This is a genomic window from Geminicoccaceae bacterium, from assembly GCA_020638465.1.
Lineage (GTDB): Bacteria > Pseudomonadota > Alphaproteobacteria > Geminicoccales > Geminicoccaceae > JAGREO01.
The window spans coordinates 1,095,021-1,113,888 of record JACKIM010000002.1 but is presented as its reverse complement, the minus strand read 5'-3'; the positions used below and the strand labels follow the sequence as shown (position 1 = coordinate 1,113,888).

The 18,868-nt window shown below is 62.9% G+C and carries 16 protein-coding genes; 10 read left to right on the top strand and 6 right to left on the bottom strand.

Annotation, left to right across the window (positions count from 1 at the left end; translation table 11 throughout):
• Positions 1-56: 56 nt before the first annotated feature.
• The 4 genes from H6851_15450 (at position 57) to tnpA (ending at position 5,287) form a co-directional block, all read left to right on the top strand.
• On the top strand, positions 57-512 hold the full coding sequence (locus tag H6851_15450; protein MCB9945002.1) for a GatB/YqeY domain-containing protein: 456 nt from the start codon (positions 57-59) through the stop codon (positions 510-512).
• Positions 513-578: 66 nt separating this feature from the next.
• Entirely contained in the window at positions 579-2,432 is a 1,854-nt protein-coding gene (locus H6851_15445; protein MCB9945001.1) for a DNA primase, read from the top strand.
• 74 nt (positions 2,433-2,506) lie between these two features.
• Positions 2,507-4,621: an RNA polymerase sigma factor RpoD gene (rpoD, locus tag H6851_15440; GenBank protein ID MCB9945000.1), complete on the top strand. Its 2,115-nt coding sequence runs from the start codon at positions 2,507-2,509 to the stop codon at positions 4,619-4,621.
• 234 nt (positions 4,622-4,855) lie between these two features.
• Positions 4,856-5,287: an IS200/IS605 family transposase gene (gene tnpA, locus H6851_15435; GenBank protein MCB9944999.1), complete on the top strand. Its 432-nt coding sequence runs from the start codon at positions 4,856-4,858 to the stop codon at positions 5,285-5,287.
• 307 nt (positions 5,288-5,594) lie between these two features.
• On the opposite strand, the gene H6851_15430 is transcribed toward tnpA, so the two are convergent.
• Positions 5,595-7,019 carry a mannose-1-phosphate guanylyltransferase/mannose-6-phosphate isomerase gene (locus tag H6851_15430; GenBank protein ID MCB9944998.1) on the bottom strand — a complete coding sequence of 475 codons (1,425 nt, stop codon included), beginning with the start codon at positions 7,017-7,019 and terminating at the stop codon, positions 5,595-5,597.
• A gap of 199 nt (positions 7,020-7,218) precedes the next feature.
• On the opposite strand from H6851_15430, the gene H6851_15425 reads away from it, so the two are divergent.
• The 3 genes from H6851_15425 to H6851_15415 all read left to right on the top strand — a co-directional run bounded on the left by H6851_15425 (position 7,219) and on the right by H6851_15415 (position 10,632).
• The gene (locus tag H6851_15425) at positions 7,219-8,304 is read left to right on the top strand and encodes a GGDEF domain-containing protein (GenBank protein ID MCB9944997.1); all 1,086 of its coding nucleotides are present in this window, start codon (positions 7,219-7,221) and stop codon (positions 8,302-8,304) included.
• Between the two features lie 158 nt (positions 8,305-8,462).
• Positions 8,463-9,680, top strand: a complete 1,218-nt coding sequence (locus H6851_15420; GenBank protein MCB9944996.1) for an OmpA family protein — start codon at positions 8,463-8,465, stop codon at positions 9,678-9,680.
• A 10-nt stretch (positions 9,681-9,690) separates the two neighbouring features.
• A complete protein-coding gene (locus H6851_15415) occupies positions 9,691-10,632 on the top strand; it encodes a nucleoside hydrolase (protein ID MCB9944995.1) in 942 nt (313 codons plus the stop codon).
• Here H6851_15415 and H6851_15410 read toward each other — a convergent pair.
• The 3 genes from H6851_15410 to H6851_15400 form a co-directional block, all read right to left on the bottom strand.
• Complete coding sequence (locus H6851_15410) at positions 10,626-11,195, bottom strand: helix-turn-helix transcriptional regulator (protein ID MCB9944994.1); 570 nt, start codon at positions 11,193-11,195, stop codon at positions 10,626-10,628. The two genes, H6851_15415 and H6851_15410, sit on opposite strands and share 7 nt — an antisense overlap.
• A gap of 40 nt (positions 11,196-11,235) precedes the next feature.
• Positions 11,236-11,766, bottom strand: coding sequence for a cytochrome b/b6 domain-containing protein (locus tag H6851_15405; GenBank protein ID MCB9944993.1), 531 nt, complete (start codon positions 11,764-11,766; stop codon positions 11,236-11,238).
• Positions 11,767-11,941: 175 nt separating this feature from the next.
• Entirely contained in the window at positions 11,942-12,190 is a 249-nt protein-coding gene (locus H6851_15400; protein ID MCB9944992.1) for a PepSY domain-containing protein, read from the bottom strand.
• Positions 12,191-12,535: 345 nt separating this feature from the next.
• Between H6851_15400 and H6851_15395 the strand changes: the two genes are divergently transcribed.
• The 3 genes from H6851_15395 (at position 12,536) to H6851_15385 (ending at position 14,333) form a co-directional block, all read left to right on the top strand.
• Entirely contained in the window at positions 12,536-12,835 is a 300-nt protein-coding gene (locus tag H6851_15395) for a hypothetical protein (protein ID MCB9944991.1), read from the top strand.
• 309 nt (positions 12,836-13,144) lie between these two features.
• Complete coding sequence (locus H6851_15390; GenBank protein ID MCB9944990.1) at positions 13,145-13,810, top strand: UbiX family flavin prenyltransferase; 666 nt, start codon at positions 13,145-13,147, stop codon at positions 13,808-13,810.
• Positions 13,803-14,333 carry a TIGR02444 family protein gene (locus tag H6851_15385; protein ID MCB9944989.1) on the top strand — a complete coding sequence of 177 codons (531 nt, stop codon included), beginning with the start codon at positions 13,803-13,805 and terminating at the stop codon, positions 14,331-14,333. Before H6851_15390 ends, H6851_15385 begins: the two co-directional genes overlap by 8 nt.
• A gap of 243 nt (positions 14,334-14,576) precedes the next feature.
• Here H6851_15385 and H6851_15380 read toward each other — a convergent pair whose 3' ends face one another.
• Both H6851_15380 and H6851_15375 read right to left on the bottom strand, forming a co-directional pair.
• Positions 14,577-17,684 carry an efflux RND transporter permease subunit gene (locus H6851_15380; GenBank protein MCB9944988.1) on the bottom strand — a complete coding sequence of 1,036 codons (3,108 nt, stop codon included), beginning with the start codon at positions 17,682-17,684 and terminating at the stop codon, positions 14,577-14,579.
• Positions 17,681-18,826, bottom strand: coding sequence for an efflux RND transporter periplasmic adaptor subunit (locus H6851_15375; protein ID MCB9944987.1), 1,146 nt, complete (start codon positions 18,824-18,826; stop codon positions 17,681-17,683). The genes H6851_15380 and H6851_15375 overlap by 4 nt, the downstream gene beginning before the upstream one ends.
• Between the last annotated feature and the right edge of the window lie 42 nt (positions 18,827-18,868).

Here is an 18,868-nt window from a genome sequence, read left to right as displayed (position 1 = left end):
TTCTTCATCGGGGAACCTCGAACCGGCAGGTCGGGCAGAACGTTCGGGGTTTAGTCTTGCTGAGATCACGATTGAGCGAGGCGCTCAGGGAAGCCGCCGAATCGGGCGACGAACGGGCGCATTCCACCTTGAGGCTGGTGTTGGCCGCACTCAAGGAACGCGATACCTGTGCGCGACTTGCCGGTGTCGAGGATGGTCTGGAGGATGCCCAGATCCGCGAATTGATCGTCGATATGATCAACCAGCGGAAGGAGCAGATCGAGCGTTGCGAAAGTAAGGCCCGTCTCGATCTGGCAGAGCAGGAGGCCGAGGAAATCGGAGTGCTCGAGCATTTCATCCCTGCGCAGATGTCGGTCGAGGAGATGGATGCGGCCGTCAGTGAGGTGATCTCCGATCTCGGGGCCAGTCGTCTCAAGGACATGGGACGCGTCATGGCCGCGTTGCACGAGCGCTATGAAGGACAGATGGATTTCGCGCTTGCCAAACGACAGACCTGCCGCCTGCTGAGCTGAGCGGATGACGAGCGCGTTTGCCAGGCGGGCGCGATCCCTCACCATTCATTTGCGGGGATCCCGATCGTGAGCCATGATGGCGAATCGACGCTGGAGGCATTCAAGGCAAGGTTGTCGCTGGCCGATATCGTCGGCCGGCATGTCCGGTTGACCCGGCGCGGCCGCGAATACACGGGGCTGTGTCCCTTCCACAAGGAAAAGTCGCCCTCCTTCTCGGTGGTGGAGGACAAGGGCTTCTACCACTGTTTCGGCTGTGGTGCGCATGGCGATGTCATTCGCTTCGTAATGGAGATCGAGGGGCTCGAATTCCCCGAGGCTCTCGCCCGTCTGGCGGACATGACGGGCATCGAGCCGCCTCGCCGGCGGGTTGACAAGGCGGAGCGGACCGCTCCAGGGCTGGCGGAGGCCAATGCCGCCGCCATGCGCTTTTTCGAGGAACGGCTGCATTCGTCGCAAGGGCGGGGAGCGCTGGCCTATCTCGAACGGCGCCAGGTGGGTCATGAGGTCCGTGAACGCTTCCGGCTGGGCTATGCCCCGCCGGGTCGCCACGACCTGAAGGGCTGGCTGCACGAACAGGGATTTGCGGAGTCGCTCGCCGTGGAAGCAGGACTCCTTATTCGCCCCGACGACGGCGGCACCGCCTATGACCGCTTCCGCGAACGGCTGGTCTTTCCCATCGAGGACATGCGCGGGCGGATCGTCGGCTTCGGCGGGCGGGCACTCGCGGACCAGAGGGCCAAGTACCTCAACAGCCCGGAAACACCGCTGTTTCACAAGGGAACGCTGTTGTTCGGCCTGCCGCTGGCCAGTCGGGCGGCAAAGGAAGCCGGACGGATCGTGCTGGTCGAGGGCTACATGGACGTCGTGGCCATGAGCGAAGCCGGCATCGCCGAAACCGTCGCCCCGCTTGGCACCGCCGTGACGGAGGAACAGCTGCGGCTCCTGTGGCGTTATGCCGATGAGCCGGTCGTCTGTCTGGATGGCGACAAGGCAGGCTTTGCGGCGGCCCTGCGCGCGGCCCGCCGTGCCTTGCCGGTGATGCAGGGTGGACAGTCGCTGCGGTTTGCCCTGCTGCCCGAGGGGGACGATCCCGATACCTTCATCCGCAGTCGCGGGCGAGCGGCGATGGATGGCCTCCTTCGGGCAGCCATGCCTCTCTCTCGCCTGATCTGGCAGGCAGAATTGACGGCGGGCCCGGTTGCGACGCCGGAGCAGCTGGCCGGCCTCAGGCAACGGCTCATGGACTACGCGGCGCTCGCCAGCGACCATGCGCTGGCGGGGTTCCTGCGCCAGCAGTTCGATGAGTTGATCCGCGCCCGCCGGCCGCAGCGCCAGGGGGCTTGGCGCAGGGATGGTCGCGGCAGCGGCGCATGGGGCTCCGGCCGGCATGACGCAAAGGGCGGCCCGCGGTCCTCCTCGCAGGGCTGGGACAGGTCGCCGCAGCTTGGCTCGGGCCTGCAATCCGGCGAGGCTGCCAGCGCCATTCGTGCCCTGGCCCTGTTTCTGCTCGATCCGGGCCTCCTGCACCACCACGAGGAGGACCTGCTCAATCTGGAGTTCGCGGACCCGCGGCACGACAGGGTGCGCAACGAAATTCTCTCGTGTTTTGCGACCCATGGTGATCTTGACCAACAGGTTCTCGATCACCATCTCACCTCGAGCGGGTGCGATGAACTGGTCAGAAAGGTAATCGATACCCTCGGCCCCTTGCCGGGGGGTGGGGCCGTCGACCGGGTTGCGGCAGGGCAGATGTTTGCAACCATGAGGTTGCGAGCTGCACGGAATCGCGAGCTCGAAGAATATGCAAGCGCGTTGAGCGAACGGAGATATACGGAGCTCGATGTGCGCCGGCGTTCGCAGGACGAATTGCTGAATGGCTTGCCGGAAGGCGGCTTTCCGGGTTTGCCCGGGGAAAAATGATTGGGCGTGAAACAGGTCGCGGCGAGTACCGGTCGATCTGTTCTATCTGTTTTGGCTACCAGGGGTAAGGGTGCATGGCGAAAGCGGCCGTCGCGTCGAGAACCGAGCGCAAGAGTGGCAAGGGCAGGGAAGCTTCGTCGCTTGAGAGGCTTCTGGCCGGATCCGGTTCTGCGGCATTGCAGAAGCTGCTCACTTCGGCGAAGGCGAAAGGTTCGTTGTCGTTCGACGATCTGAACAACGCCCTGCCGGATGGCATCTCCCCGGACCAGATCGACGAGTTGATCTCCGGTCTCGAAAGGCGTGGCATTTCGGTGCGGCGCGATTCCGGGTCGGCGGAATCGGGCAATGACAACGAGGCCGATGACGGCGACAAGCCCGCCGAATCGGCGGATGCCTCGGACGGTTCCGATGACAAGTCCTCGGACGACGACGACGATAGCAGCGACAACACGGTCGCCATCAGCGAAAGCGATCTCGGTCGCACCGACGATCCCGTCCGCATGTATCTGCGCGAGATGGGAACCATCGAGTTGCTCACCCGCGAGGGCGAGATCGAGATCGCCAAGCGCATCGAGGCCGGCCGCAACATGATCCTCGAGGCTCTCTGCGAGAGCCCCTTGACCATGCGTGCGGTCATCGGCTGGCGCGATGCCATACGTGACGGGCGCGTGTTGCTGCGTGATATCATCGATCTCGACGCCACCAACGATGCGGAACTTTCCGGCATTGAAGGTGAAGGCGATGCGACGGCCGGTAACGGGATCGGCAAGGCCAATGGTGAGGCGGCGGATGCTGCCGGGAACACTCCGGTTTCTTCCCAGCCGCAGGCCAACGGATCGGTCGATGCGGATTCCGGCGAGGGCAGTGGCGATGGTGCCGAGAACGGCGCCGGCGAGGGCGAGGAGGATTTCGACGACGAGGCCCTGTCGCTCTCCGCGCTTGAGGAGAAGCTCAAGGAAGGTGTGCTGCAGACCTTCGACCAGATCGCCGAATCCTATGCCGAGCTGCGCGATCTTCAGGACGAGCGGCTGGCGGCCGTGCAGGCAGCGGAACAGGTCGGCTCGAAGCTCAACAAGCATTACGAGAAATGCCGTGCTGCCATCGTCGAGCAGATGACCCAGGTGCAGCTCAATCAGGGACGTGTCGAAGCTCTGGTCGAGCAGTTGTTCGACATGAACAAGATGTTGCAGAGCCTTGAGGGAAAGCTGCTGCGGCTGGCAATCGGCAACAAGGTGACGCGCGAGAGTTTCCTCAAGCACTATTTCGGCAACGAGCTCGATCCGGAGTGGATGGAGCGTGTCGGCCGCCTGAAGGACCGGGGCTGGGGCGATTTCATCACGAGGCATTTCGAGGAGATCGAGGGCCTGCGCGCCGACGTCGCAGCCATCGCCGAGGAGACCGGCCTGCAGATCGGCGAGTTCCGCCGTATCGTCGCCAAGGTGCAGAAGGGCGAACGCGATGCCGGGCAGGCCAAGAAGGAGATGGTCGAGGCCAATTTGCGCCTGGTCATTTCCATTGCCAAGAAATACACCAATCGTGGGCTTCAGTTCCTGGACCTTATCCAGGAGGGGAACATCGGCCTGATGAAGGCCGTGGACAAGTTCGAATATCGCCGCGGCTACAAGTTCTCCACTTATGCGACATGGTGGATCCGTCAGGCGATCACCCGTTCGATCGCCGATCAGGCCCGCACCATCCGCATTCCCGTGCACATGATCGAGACCATCAACAAGCTGGTTCGCGCCTCGCGGCAGATGCTGCACGAATATGGCCGGGAGCCGACGCCCGAGGAACTGGCGATCAAGCTCAACATGCCGCTCGACAAGGTGCGTAAGGTCCTCAAGATCGCCAAGGAGCCGATCAGTCTTGAGACTCCGATCGGCGACGAGGAAGATTCCCATCTCGGCGATTTCATCGAGGACAAGAATGCCGTCCAGCCGCTCGAAGCGGCCACGCTCGCCAATCTGCGCGAGGCGACCACCCGTGTGCTGGCCACGCTCACCCCGCGCGAGGAACGCGTCCTGCGGATGCGTTTCGGCATCGGCATGAACACCGACCACACGCTTGAAGAGGTCGGCCAGCAGTTCTCGGTCACCCGCGAACGCATCCGCCAGATCGAGGCCAAGGCCCTGCGCAAGCTCAAGCATCCCAGCCGTTCTCGCAAGCTCCGCAGCTTCCTTGACACCTGAACTCGATCGCAACCGGACCGGATCCGGGGGCGAACCGAACCAACATGGGAGTCCCCCCGCCCTGTCGGGGGGTATTTATTGTTGCCGAGAATAATTCAGGTTTATATTTCTATACTAAACTAAAATAGGAGATCCCCCGGCTATGCCGGGGCGGCAGCCCGAGTTTGACGTTTCCGGCAGTCCATCGCCGGGTTTCTTTCGTTTGCCACCACGCATACGGAAGGAACGTCAGCGATGGACACGTATCAGAGCCTAAGTCACAGCGTTTGGGACTGCAAATATCATGTCGCCTTTATCCCGAAATGCCGACGCAAGACGCTGTATACAGGCCTGCGCCCACATCTCGGCGCGGTTTTTCGACAGCTAGCCAAACAAAAGGAGAGCAAGGTCATAGAAGGTCATCTGCTACCGGATCACGTCCACATGATGCTCGCCATTCCCCCCAAATATGCTGTCTCCAATGTCGTCGGCTTCATCAAAGGGAAGAGCACCATTCACTTAGCCCGTGTTTATGGCGAACGCCGACGCAATTTCGTTGGCCAACATTTCTGGGCAAGAGGATATTTTGTCAGCACGGTCGGGCGAGACGAAACGGTCATCCGCGACTACATTCGCAATCAGGAGAAGGAAGATCGCCGGCTCGATCAACTCGCGCTGTTACCCTGAACATGCCGCCTTCAGGCGGCGAACAGATTGCGGCCGCGCAGCGCCGCAAACCGCCGCTTTGAGCGGCTCTCAACCAAAGCCCCCGGCTCTGCCGGGGGATATTTACTTTATATTGATTATGCTTATGGGCACGCGAACCTATCAAAGGCCGTCGATTGTCGTGCAGGACAAGATATCGACATAACAATCATGTAGTTATGATGATCTAACAGATCTCATTCCTCCATCCCGGGCGGCCTACCATTCCCCGCCTGCACCCCGGTATCGTTCCCGCCTGGCCGTGTCCTTGCGAATCCTGCAGGCAAGCTCAGAGTCTCACCGTGCCGACCTGTCCCAGCTGGGTACCGGTCTGCACCTCGATCAGGCGCAATGTCCCGCTGCCGCCATTGGCCAGCCGGTGCGGCACATCACGACCTACCGCCAGGCTTTCACCGGGGCCGATCTCGACGCTCTTGCCGTCGCGTTCGATCCGCGCCCGCCCCTCGACGATGGTCCAGTGTTCGCTGCGGCCGGGATGGCGCTGGCGGTCGAGCGAGGCTCCCTCGTCGATCGCAACATCGCGAACGGTGACACCGGGTTCCCGCAGCAGGACGGTGAATGTCCCCCAGGGGCGCATTTCCCGGGCATGGATATCGGCTTCGTTGCGGTTTCCGGCACCCAGCCGTCCGACGATGGCCTTGACAGCCTCGCTATTGGTCTTGTCCGCCACCAGCACGGCATCCGCGGTCTCGATCACGGCAAGGTCGCTCACCCCCGCCAGCGCCACCAGCCGGTGCTCCGACTTGACCAGGTTGCCCGAGCCGGCCTCGATCAGGGCGTCGCCATGCATGACATTGTCGTGGTCGTCCTTCTCCATGATCTCCCAAAGGGCCTGCCACGACCCGACATCCGACCAGCGCGGGTCGCAGGGAACCACCAGCACACGCTGCGAACGCTCCATGACCGCCTTGTCGATCGGCAGGGACGGAATGTCGGCGAACAGTTCCAGCGGGATCTCGCCACCGGCCTCGCGTCCGGCCGCGAAGGCCCGGGCGGTGCGCCGTGCGATGTCGGGCTCGAAGTGCGCGAGTTCGTCGAGCAGGGTGCGGGCCCGCATGAGGAACATGCCGCTGTTCCAGTAGTGCCCGCCGGCTGCGAGCATCCGTTCGGCCTCGGCACGCGGCGGCTTTTCCACGAACCGTTCGACCTCGCAGACGCCCCTCGCACCGTCGATTTCCGCGCCGGTGGCGATATAGCCGAAGCCGGTATCGGGGCGCGACGGGGTAATGCCGAAGGTGATGATCCGGCCGTCACGGGCAAATGGCAGCCCCTTGTCGACGGCGTCGAACAGCCGTTCGGGAGCAAGGATCAGGTGGTCGGACGGGCAGACGAAGATGACCGACTCCTCGCCGAAGCACGCGAGCGCCTCGAATGCGGCGAGGGCCACGGCGGCTGCGGTGTTGCGCGGAGCCGGTTCGAGCTGGATATGCGCGACCGCGTGCGGGTCCAGCTCGCGCAGCTGCCGGCGCACCAGCGTTGCCTGCCCGGCGGCCGAGACGATGACGAGCCGTTCGTAGGGCGCCAGCTCCCGCAGCCGGGCCGCCGTCTGCTGCAGCATTGATCCGGTACCGGTCAGCTCGGTCAGGTGCTTGGGAAAGGCGGATCGGCTGACCGGCCACAGCCGGGTGCCGGACCCGCCGGCAAGGATGACCGGAATGACGTTGTCGCGATACGAGACTTTGGTCGGCATCATCGTCCTTTTTCGAACAGCCGGTGTCAGGGGAAGGGCGTGGCGGATGCGACCCTCACGCAGGAAGCAGATGGTGGGAGTGGTATGGCGCGAATGGCAATCTTTGCAACCCCGCAGGCGATTCGTCCGGCCGTTCGGGAACGGCGCCGGATTCATCCCCGGTTAAGTTTATGGGGGCTATGATATCTCCAATTGGATAACAATGATGATTGTCTCGGAAAGCGATGCAAGCATGGACTGGAGTTTCGATTTCGACCACAGCCTGATGATCGCGGAAAACGTCTTTGAGTATCTCCGCAAGTGGAAGATACCACCGACGCCCCAGAATTATGTCATCTGGTATACCTTTTTCACGGGTTCGAACCCTGCGTTGAGCCGCCTCATCCGGCAGCTCGAAGCCAATTGCGACGATTTCGGTCACCGCCGTTGTCAGGAGGTCTACGAACGCTTCTTCGGCGCACAGGAACAGTCGAGGCTGGTCTCCCAGTCGGCGGTGCGCATTCAGGATATCATCGAGGTGATCGGCAGCAAGGTTCAGGCTACCAGCGATGGTGCCGTCGAGTTCTGTGACGCATTGAGCTCGGCCAGCAGCGAACTCGATCCGGAAATTGCGCCGGAAAAGCTGGTCAGATTGGTCGTCGACCTCCAGCAGCGTACCGACATGATGCAGGAACATGCGATGTTCCTGAAGGATCACCTCGATCGCAGCAGTCAGGAGATCGAGATGCTGCGCAATGATCTGGTGTCGATGCGCCGTGCAGCCTATGCTGACCAGCTTACAGGTCTGGGCAACCGAAAATTGTTCGACGAGACAATTCGCAAGGAAGTGACGGCCGTATCCGAGGAGGGGGGCGATCTGGCACTTCTGGTGGCCGACATCGATCATTTCAAGACGTTCAACGACCTGCACGGTCACCAGGTCGGCGACGTGGTGCTGCGGTTGGTGGCGGGCAAGCTCAAGGCCACCGTCAACGAAGGCGACACCGTAACCCGTTATGGCGGAGAGGAATTCGTCGTCATCCTGCCGCGGACCCGGTGCGACGAAGCGCGCAAGATGGCCGAACGGATCTGCGGGGACATTGCCACGAGCCGCATCGTGCTGCGCCGCTCGGAACGGGATCTCGGCGTCATCACCCTGTCGATCGGCATCAGCTGCTTCAGGCCCGGAGACACTGCCGAAAGCCTGTTCCAGCGGGCCGATCAGGCGCTCTACCGGGCCAAGGACGAAGGGCGCAATCGCGTCGCGCTCGAAGAAGTCGACAGCCGGCCAATGTCTGTGGCTTCATGATTTCCGCGGGACCCGAGCAGGTTCGGCACTGCGGCTGATTGTTTCATGGCGTTTCTATATATAACAATTGTTTAGTGGAGATTTTGTGCTCCGAAACGATTGGTTTGAGATGCAACCGGATCTAAACTCGCGCATGGCCAGGTCAAAAGGGGACTGCCATGCGAACCCGGTTCCTGATCGCCGGCATGCTGCTGACCGCCCAATCCTTCGCCTTGCCTCTCATGGCGCAGCAGGAAGGGGCCGATGCGACGCTGCCGTCCGCAGCCGGTGCCGGCATACCGGCAGTTGACGATGTCGAGGCGCTGGTCGCGCGCATGCGCGAGCGGATCGATGCCATTGCGGCCGCCGAGAACCGGCGCAACGACGCCTTGAACCATCTCGAAAGACAGGTCGAGAAAGCTGCCAGCCGCATCGAAGGTTCGCAAGCTTCGGCGGAAGCGGAGCGTCAGCGTGCGGCCAACCTCGGAGCGAGGGTCGAGGATCTCGACGCCGAGCGGGCCGAACTCGCGAGCATTGCCGACAAGAGCGCCAGCCTCGTATCCGATCTTCAAGGTCGGATCACCGACCTTGCGGACATGATTGCGGCGAGCCGGCAGGACAAGGACGAACTCGAACGGCGCCTTGCAGCCGAGCGCGCTGCCCGTACGTCGTTCGCGGTCAAACTGGCGGAACTGCGGCGCAGGAGCGGGCAGGAGCGGAATACCCGGGACAGGCAGCTCGATGAACGCAGCGCGGCGCTGGGCGTTGCCGAGGAGGAGGTGGTACGGCTCCGGGACCAGCTCGCGAAGCTGACCGCGCAGCTCGCGTCGGTGAGCGATCTCCTGGAGCAGTCCGATGATACCGTACGCGAGCAGCAGACCCGGATCGACGATCTTGGCGGCCAGCTCGACGAGGCCCTTCGGGCCAGGGTCGAGGAATTGTCCACCTATCGCTCGGAGTTCTTCGGAAAACTCAAGGCAGCGCTGGGGAATCGCCCGGAATTCCGTGTGGTAGGCGACCGCTTCGTGTTTCAGTCGGAAGTGCTGTTCGCTTCCGGGTCGGCACGGATCGATCCCGCGGGGCAGGCCGAACTGCGCCAGTTGGCCACCACGCTCAGGGAGGTCGCCGCCACGATACCCCCCGATCTCGACTGGATTCTCAGGGTGGACGGACACACCGACAGGATTCCCGTCGGCACCGGAAGTCCGTTCGCCTCGAACTGGGAACTTTCGACTGCACGTGCCATTTCAGTCGTGCAATTCCTCATCCGTGACGGTATCGATCCGAAAAGGCTGGCCGCCGCCGGGTTCGGCGAGTTCCAGCCGCTGGATCCGGCCGACGACGAAATCGCCTACAGGCGCAACCGCCGCATCGAGTTCAAACTGACATCGGGTTGAGGACGCGACCATGGGCAAGACGAAGATCATCATCGACTGCGATCCGGGGCAGGACGATGCCATTGCGCTGCTCATGGCCTTCGGCTCGCCGGACGAGATCGAGGTGCTTGCGGTGACAGCCGTCGCCGGCAATGTCCCGTTGCAACTCACCGAACGCAATGCCCTCCGTATCACCGAACTGGCCCGCCGCAGCGACGTTCCCGTCCATGCCGGCTGCAGCCGGCCGCTTCTGCGCAGCCTGGCGACGGCCGAAAATGTCCACGGTGCGACCGGCCTCGACGGTTGCGGGCTGCCCGATCCGAGCCAGGCGCTGGCTCCGGGCCACGCAGTCGACGCCATCATCGATATCCTGCGGCGCGAGCCCGAGGGGACGGTCACGCTCTGCCCGATGGGCCCGCTCACCAATATCGCCCTGGGCATGGTCAAGGAGCCCGGAGTGCTTGCACGCACCCGGCAGATTGTCCTCATGGGAGGGGCGATGGGCCTCGGCAATGTGACGCCTTCCGCCGAGTTCAACTTTCATGTGGATCCGCATGCGGCCCGTATCGTGTTCGAGTTCGGCGTGCCGATCACCATGTTCGGTCTCGACGTCACCCACAAGGTGCTGGTCACCGACGACCGGCTGCAAGCGGTGAGAGCGGTTGGCAACCGACAGGCCGAGGCCGCGTTCGGAATGCTCGAATTCTATAACCGCTACGATCGGGAACGTTATCGAAGTGATGGTGGTCCCCTTCATGATCCTTGTGTCATTGCGTGGTTGCTGCAACCGGAACTGTTCGATGGCCGGGACTGTCACGTGCAGATAGAGACCGAATCGGAAACCAGCACCGGCCGATCGATCGTCGACTGGTGGCAATCGGCAATCGATCGGCCGAAGAATGCCAGGGTCATGTGCGACGTCGACCATGACGGCTTCTTCGCGCTGCTGACCCGTACGCTGGCCAGCTACTGAACCGGCCCGGCATTCTCGCGGGCTCCGGTGTCCGCCATGACACTTTCGGGCTCGCGGGATGAGATCGTGATCGTGCTCCTGCCGCTGTCGTCTGGCGAACACATCAGGGTTTCGAGAACATGGCTCAACAGGTCGCCGCGTCCCCTTGTACCCGATTTGCGGTAGATGGAATTGAGGTGCGACTTGATTGTCCCCTCGGCATTGCCGCGCAGGGCCGCGATCTCGGTGATGGTGCAGCCCTTGACGAGGAAAGTGGCGATATCCTGCTCGGATGGCGTCAACCCCCAACTGTCGAAATGAGCGTCGATGACATCATGGACGGCAGCTGCGGCAACCGAGACGCTGCGTTCGAGATGGGCCTTGCGGCGCATCAGCCAGATCAGCAGACGCACTTCGACGGCAACGGCCGCGCACATCGAGATCGCAGCCAGCCACTCGATGGTCAGGTGCCAGTCGAGCCGGGCGAAAACGCCTTCCTCCCGATAGTCGGTGAAGGCATCGCCCACGAAGAACAGCGCACAGAACACCTGCACGACGATGAGGACGGCGAGGAACAGGGACAGGCGCGATTCGGCAGTTCGTGCAGGAGGTTCCAAGACGGGTTCAGTCTCCGTTCTCCGGGATGTGCTTGTATCCCGTGATCATGGCTCTCGGCAGGTTGATGTGGGTGCGGAAACTCTCGAAGGCCACCGCGGCGATATGCAGCACCACACAGATCTCGGCCCAGGTCACGGCAGCCTCGTGGACCTCTTCCGGCCATTCGACACCCCAGAACATGTCGGTCGTCATCAAGTAGCCCGACAGGCCGATCACCAGCATGGTCAATAGCAGGTTGTAGATCATCCAGGCACCAAGCGGCGTGTGTCCTTCGTGAAGGGGCGTGCGGCCGGTGAACATGTCGCAAAGCTGCCCGATGGCACCGGAAATACTGGGTGGAAAGCTGGAAAAGCGCGCATGGGTGGTGCCTGCAAAACCCCATAGCACACGTGCGACGACCAGTGCCACCACACCATAGCCGATCCAACGGTGGAGGTGGTGCTCCCCATCGGTGAACAGGGCGTTGGCCGTAAACATCGCGACCAGCGACCAGTGAAAGATGCGGACGAACGGGTCCCAGACCCTGAGTTTCCTCATGATGGCATACCTCTCGGTCTGCGCTTTCCACCCGGGTCGAACCGTGGGCGCTGGCGGAAAAGCGCAGCGGAATTGGGCAGTGAGACATGGATGGATCCCGATCGGGATCGACCGGGTCCGGTCTCCCGAAGGAACTGCCGGGGCAGCCCACGATGGTGCTGCCCCGGCGGTTACGTCAGTCGCCGTCCTGCGTGCGGACGATTTCGTAGTTCTCGTCGAGAAGGACCTCGAGCTTCTTGCCATCCTTCTTCGCATAGGCTTCGTACATGCCATCCTCGACCTTGATCTTGCCGACCTCGTAGCCCTGTTCGGTCAGCTTCGCCCGGATGGCATCCTTGGCCTGATCGGTGAGCTCGACACCGGAGGCAAAGGCGCCGGTGGCCTGAACGAGTAGGGCGGCGGCAATGGCGGTGACGGCAATCATCTTGCGCATTTTCTGTTTTCTCCACGGGTGAGTTCGAAGGGTTGGTGGTGATGCGGCCATCTGGCTCGCGACGCCACTCCTACCGCCTGGATTTCACGGTGGTCCATCACACCCACGGTGGAGCCGGGAGAGTTCCCAACCGTTGTTCAGGTTTCTATAACTTTGGTTTAGACAGCAAAATAACCGTGAAAATCTATCTGGCAATTCCAATGGCTGCCGCCATTTCTCCATCGGTTTCCGATGCTTGCCGCAGATCTTCGTCAACCTGATCTTAGGAACTTCTCTATAGATAATCTGTCGAAACGTTTTGGCTGGCACAATTCCACTTATCTGGACCACTTGCGGATGATGATCGAATCTCAGGGCTTGCCCTCCTTCGAAATCTATTTCGAGATCCATCTGCTCCACAGCGACCGATGGACCATCGACAGCATCACCACGGACCGGCGGGATGCCTTCGAGCAGGCCAGCCTGGTTGCCGATAGCGGTGCGCGCAGCAACGCCTTCCGGCACATCAGGGGCGTCCGGATCGTCAAGGAAATCTACAGTCCCAGGCTGAACAATGCCGCCGCCCGCATCGTCTTCGAGTGGAGCCCCGGATCGGAGGCACTCGATGACCGGCGCCGCGTCTCGAAGATCCGGTGATCCGTCCGGGACCGCGATGCCACCGCGGCCCGTGAATACAGCCTGTCGGAACTGACCGGGCGGCGCGCCCGCACATTTCCCGCGTCCGGCGCCTTCTGTCGCCGCCAGCCCGGGGAGGTCGACACCCGACGGAAGCGTTCCTCCTCCAGGAGCCGACGGTCATCGGTCGGTTCCATCGCGCCGGCCAGCCATGCCGGACGGCGGACGATGTGTCGATTTTTCACCTTTTCGTGAGACATGCTGACGCTGGTCATTTACCGCGCAACTTGCTCAAATGCGCGGCGAAACCGACCGAACACGGGAGAACGGATGCGCCGCCTGGTTTTGGCGATCACGGGTGCCAGTGGTGCCATCTACGGTGTCCGCCTGTTGCAGATCCTGCGCGAGCTGGGCGGGATCGAGACGCATCTGGTAGTCAGCCGGGCGGCGTTCCTGACGCTGGCGGCGGAATGTGACATGGGTGCCGGCGACGTCGCGAAGCTGGCGCACCGCGTGCATGCCGCGAACAATCCCGGTGCCCCGATCTCGTCCGGCTCGTTCCGCAGCGAAGGAATGATCGTTGCTCCGTGCTCAGTGCGCGCCGCCTCGGCCATTGCATCCGGGATCACCGACGATCTCATCGCCCGTGCCGCTGACGTGATGCTCAAGGAGCGGCGGCGGCTTCTGGTCGCCATTCGCGAAACGCCGCTCCATGCGGGTCATCTGGAAACGCTGACGCGGCTGGCACGACTGGGTGCCATCATCTTTCCACCCGTGCCGGCCTTCTACCACCGGCCGCAGACTTTGGCGGAGATGGTCGATCAGAGCTGCATGCGCATGCTCGACCAGTTCGGCATCGAATCGGATGCAGCACCGCGATGGGGCGAAGACGGCGGCGTTCCGGCCATCGGAGAGCGATCCGCAGCAGCAGGCTGCGCGGACCCGAAGGTGCAAGGCGGACAACAGACGTGCGGAAGTGAACGAAACCATGAGTGATCCCCAGCCGCTTTGGCCCTTCGTCATCACCTTCTACGGCAAGCCCGGCATTGCCCGGGGATTGATCGCCCTGCAGGATCGTCATGGCCTCGATGTCGATCTGCTGCTCTGGGGCCTGTGGGTCGGGCATGAATGCCATCATCGGCTTGACGATGCGCAGCGCCGGACAGCACGGGCGCGGGTCGGCTCCTGGCAGACACGGGTCATGCGGCCGTTGCGCGAGGCCCGTCGACATATCCGCGATCATGCACCTCTGGGCGAGGACGAACATGAACGCGTCGATGCTCTGCGCGAGGAAGTGCTGGAGCTGGAGATCCGGCTCGAACGGGTGGAACTCGATGTGCTCGAAGCCATTGTCGCCGACTGCCCTTCACCGTCTCCGATGTCGCCCAGCGAGGCCCATCGGCTGGCGATGGCCAACCTGCGCGAGCTCATCCGGGACGAAGGAATCGCGCTCGGCGGCGAGGACGAGGGAACGGTGGCGGTGATCGCGGCCGCCCTGCGCCGTATCGACCACCGCTAGCGCTCAGGCGCATTCACTTCGTTCATTCACCCCGAGCGCTAGTTCCTTGTTTTTGTTTGTTTCGACGCATTTCCTGATCGTTCAGGCTATTCCGCCTGAACGGGAAAAGCTTGGGTTTCCCGTTCAGGGTGAATCGCCCCGGCGACCAGGACATCCGTCGGGGCAATGAGATATGGCTGTCTTCCAGATCGCGCATGACCGGCAAATGTCCGCGCTTCATCTGATCGCCAGCACTTCCACTCTTCACGCCTGCCTGCCTGCCCTTGTGGCGTGAGTTGCGGCAAGCGCTTCGTCCAGTTCCCGCGTAACGGCGCCGGCGGGGCGTGTAAAGCGTGCGAGCAGGTCGTAAAGCACCGGGGTGACGAACAGGGTGAGCAGGGTCGACAGGCCGAGGCCGCCGATGATGACCGAAGCGATCGCGACGCGGCTTTCCGAACCCGCACCGCTACTTAGGACGAGCGGTACCGCCCCGAGAACCGTCGAAATCACGGTCATGATGATCGGCCGCAGCCTGAGAGCCGACGCTTCGAGCACGGCTTCGCGAATGCCGCGTCCCTCGTCGCGCAACTGGTTGGCAAACTCGACGATGAGAATGCCATTCTTGGCCATCAATCCCACCAGAAGGACGATGCCGATTTCGGTATAGACATTGAGGGTCGAGCCCGTGAGCCAGATGGCCAGCAGGGCGCCCGTGGTGCCGAGCGGAACGGTGAGCATGATGATGATCGGGTGAATGAAGCTCTCGAACTGGCCAGCCAACACGAGGAAGACAACCAGCACGGCCATGGCGAAGACCATGATCATGCCGCTGGAGGTTTCGAGAAAGACCTGCGACTGCCCCGCAAAGCTCATGCTGACATCCGGCGGCAGGGCGTCGACCGCCGCCTGCTGCATGAAGGCAATCGCCGCACCGAGGTCGTAACCATCGGCCAGCGAGGCCGAGATCGTCACGGACGGCAGGCGGTTGTAGCGGTTGAGCGTCGGCGATTCGGCCGACTCGCTGAAGCTGACGAGGGCTTCCAGCGGCACGAGTTCCCCGCGACCCGTGCGGATGAACAGGTTGGCGAGATCGCTGGGCGAACGCCGGTCTTCGGCGGCGGCCTGGACGATCACCGGGTATTCGCGACCCCGGTCGATATAGGTGGTGATCTCGCGCGAGGCGAGCATGGTCCGCAGGGTCGAACTGATGTCCTCGACGGTGATGCCGAGATCGTCGGCGCGCTCGCGATCGATGTTGATGTCGATCTGGGCGGCGTTCTCCTCGTAATCCATGTCGACGTTCTGCAGGCCGGGATTGTCCTCGGCCAGCAGCTTGAGGTTCTCGCCCCAGGTCTGCGCCGTCTCGTAGTCCGATGCACCGATGACCACTTGCAGTGGCGACTGGCTGCCACGCACGCCGAGCCCGTTGGGGCTCACCGGAAAGGCGCGCGCACCGATGAGGCCACTGATCTTCGGGATCAGCGAGCGGACGATCTCCTGCTGGCTGCGCTCGCGTTCGGACCAGTCGGCCAGCCGGCCAACGATGAAGGCGCGGTTACCGGAGCCGCGCCCGACGAGCGCGAAGGCCGCGGTAAGTTCGCCCCGGTCGCGCAGGGGATCGATCATCGCCTCGACCTTGCGGACCTCGCGGTCGGTATAGGCGACGGTCGATCCCTGGGGAGCGGTGATCGGTACGAAGAAGACACCGCGGTCTTCCTCGGGTGCCAGTTCCGAGGGAACCACATTCAGCAGGAGGGGCGAGGCTGCGCCCACCATGATCGCAAGGACGATCACCAGAAGCGGAACATGGAGCGCGCCACGGAGCAACCACCGATAGCCGCGCTCGACGAATCCCATGACCGCATCGACGATACGGGCAAACAGGGATGGATGTTCCTCGCGCTTGATGATCCGCGACGCCAGCGCCGGACACAGCGTCAGCGCGACGAATGTGGATATGACCACCGATGACGCAAGCACGAACCCGAACTCGCTGAACAGGCGGCCGACCTGTCCCTCGAGAAAGGAGATGGGAAGGAAGACGGCGATCAGGGTCACCGAGGTGGCCAGCACGGCGAACGTCACCTGGCGCGTACCGAGAAAGGCGGCAACCACACCGCTTTCGCCTGCGCGCACACGTCGTTGGATGTTTTCGAGCACGACGATGGCATCGTCGACGACGAGACCGATGGCGAGGATCAGCGCCAGGAGATTGAGGACGTTGATCGAGAAACCGAGTGCATAGACGCCGATGAAGGTTCCGATCACCGAAACCGGAATGGTCACTGCCGGCACCAGCGTGGCCCGGGCCGAGGCGAGGAAGAGGAAGATGACGAGGATCACCAGGCCGATGGCGATGCTGAGTGCGTTGAGGACTTCGTGGATCGACTGGCTGATGAAGGTGGCGTCGTCGGAGGCGATATCGATGTCCATGCCTTGCGGCAAGGTCTCGCGGATCGAATCGATTTCCTTTCGCACCTTGTCGGAAATGGCGATCGTATTCGACTGGGACTGGCGGAGCACGGAGAGACCGACCGCCTGCCGGTGATCGAGGCGGACGATCGTGTCATCGTCCTCGGACCCCAGCTCGACGCGGGCGATGTCCGAGAGCCGCACGGGATAACCGTCCACGCGGCTGATGATCATCTGCTGGAACTGCCCGACCCGGCTCAGTCTCGAATCGGTGCGGATGGTGAATTCACGATCGATCGATGTGAGTTCGCCGGTGGGCAGGTCGATATTGTTGCGGCGCAGAGCCTGCTCGATGTCCTGGACGGTCAGCCGGCGCGCGGCCATGGCCCGCCGGTCGAGCCATACGCGGATGGCAAAGGAACGCGCACCGGCAATTTCCACATCCGCCACGCCGTCGAGGGTCGACAGGCGGTCGACGATGTAGCGCTCGACGAAATCGGTGAGCTGCGAAGCGGTCATGGCGTCGCTGGTGACGGCCAGGCGCATGACCGGATCGTTGTTGTTGTCGTTCTTGTAGATGCGTGGTTCGTCGACGTCGTCCGGCAACTGCCCGCGCACCCGGCTGACGGCATCGCGGACGTCGTTGGCAGCCTCGTCGATGTCGCGGCCGGGGATGAACTCGATGACGGTGCGTCCGCGGCCCCGCTGGCTGGAGGAACTGATGGACTTGACGCCGGAGACGCCAGCGACCGCTCCCTCGATCACCTCGACCACGTCCGTGTCGATGACCGACGGAACGGCCCCCGAATATCCGACGGAAACGGTGATGACCGAGGCATCGATGTCCGGCAGCTCGCGCACGGGCAGGCGGAGGAGCGAGGCGATACCAAGGACGATGATGACGAGGCTGGCAACGGTCGCCAGCACCGGGCGGCGGATACTGATGTCGGACAGGCTCATGCGCCAGCACCCTTGTCCTGGCCGGCCTTGTCGTTCTCGCCGGATCCGGCTTGCGGTTGCTTGCGGTCATCGCCTGTCTGGATCGCTATGCCGTCGCGCAGGCGCTGGAGTCCGGTGGAGATGACCTCGTCGCCTTCGGCAATGCCCGAAGTGATTTCAACCATGCCGTTTTCACGTTGGCCGACGGTCACATGACGCATCACCGCCCTGCCGTCCTCGGCGACAAACAGATAGCTGCCCTGGGCCGATGCCTGGACAGCCTGTTCGGGGACCAGCAGGGCCTGGCGCTCATCGAGCTCGATCTCGACATAGAGGAACATGCCCGCAGGCAAGGCACGATCGGCATTGGGGAGAATGGCGCGGATCTTGAATGCACGCGTGGCGGTGGCGATGCGGCTGTCGATGCTCTCAATCTTGCCGACGAATACGCGATCGGGCCATGTCGCCGCGCGGGCCTTGACTGTCTGGCCGACAGTGACCGCACCGAACCACGTCTCGGGTACGCTGAACTCCACCAATACCTGCGAAAGGTCATCGAGCGTCGTGACGACGGTGTTGTCGTCGACCCGTGCACCCATGTCGACGTTGCGCATGCCGACCATGCCCTCAAAGGGAGCAGCCACGCTGCGGTCGTCCAGTTTCTTGCGCGCGGCGGAGAGCTGGGCGGCTGCGGCTTCCTCGGCAACGGTCGCCTCGTCCAGCGTCGATTGGGCGGTATTGCCGCTGCGGCGAAGCTTGGTGGCCCGGTCGAGCGCTACGCGCGTCTGGCCGAGCCGGGCCTCGGCCTCGCTCACGGCGGCCTGCTCAAGCGTGTCGTCCAGCCTGAGCAGTACCTGCCCGGCATCGACCTCCTGACCCGGTTCAAAGCTGATGGAAACGACCTGGCCCGAGGACAGGGGGACGATGTCGATGGCCTGGAGCGCCTTGGTGCTGCCAACGGCTTCAATGCGCGAACGGATGGTGTGCAGTTCGGCGCGGGTCACCTCGACCCTGGCCTCGCGTCCGCCACGCCGCCCGCCATCGGCTCCACCTGCAGCACCCTGCACGGCTTCACCGCCCATATAGCGTTCATAGGCGGTGAAACCTCCATAGGCGATGCCGCCAAGCAGGATGAGCAGCAGGACTTGCCTCAATAGTGACAACGGGCAGGCTCCCCGAAGATTGAAGGAAACACAGGTTCACCG

What these genes read in the sequence shown, in the direction of transcription:
- H6851_15405 (MCB9944993.1), bottom strand. Translation starts at nt 11,766, where the DNA reads ATGAGGAAACTCAGGGTCTGGGACCCGTTCGTCCGCATCTTTCACTGG.
- tnpA (MCB9944999.1), top strand. Translation starts at nt 4,856, where the DNA reads ATGGACACGTATCAGAGCCTAAGTCACAGCGTTTGGGACTGCAAATAT.
- H6851_15425 (MCB9944997.1), top strand. Translation starts at nt 7,219, where the DNA reads ATGATGATTGTCTCGGAAAGCGATGCAAGCATGGACTGGAGTTTCGAT.
- H6851_15380 (MCB9944988.1), bottom strand. Translation starts at nt 17,684, where the DNA reads ATGAGCCTGTCCGACATCAGTATCCGCCGCCCGGTGCTGGCGACCGTT.
- H6851_15390 (MCB9944990.1), top strand. Translation starts at nt 13,145, where the DNA reads ATGCGCCGCCTGGTTTTGGCGATCACGGGTGCCAGTGGTGCCATCTAC.
- H6851_15430 (MCB9944998.1), bottom strand. Translation starts at nt 7,019, where the DNA reads ATGATGCCGACCAAAGTCTCGTATCGCGACAACGTCATTCCGGTCATC.
- rpoD (MCB9945000.1), top strand. Translation starts at nt 2,507, where the DNA reads ATGGCGAAAGCGGCCGTCGCGTCGAGAACCGAGCGCAAGAGTGGCAAG.
- H6851_15385 (MCB9944989.1), top strand. Translation starts at nt 13,803, where the DNA reads ATGAGTGATCCCCAGCCGCTTTGGCCCTTCGTCATCACCTTCTACGGC.
- H6851_15400 (MCB9944992.1), bottom strand. Translation starts at nt 12,190, where the DNA reads ATGATTGCCGTCACCGCCATTGCCGCCGCCCTACTCGTTCAGGCCACC.
- H6851_15415 (MCB9944995.1), top strand. Translation starts at nt 9,691, where the DNA reads ATGGGCAAGACGAAGATCATCATCGACTGCGATCCGGGGCAGGACGAT.
- H6851_15420 (MCB9944996.1), top strand. Translation starts at nt 8,463, where the DNA reads ATGCGAACCCGGTTCCTGATCGCCGGCATGCTGCTGACCGCCCAATCC.
- H6851_15395 (MCB9944991.1), top strand. Translation starts at nt 12,536, where the DNA reads ATGATGATCGAATCTCAGGGCTTGCCCTCCTTCGAAATCTATTTCGAG.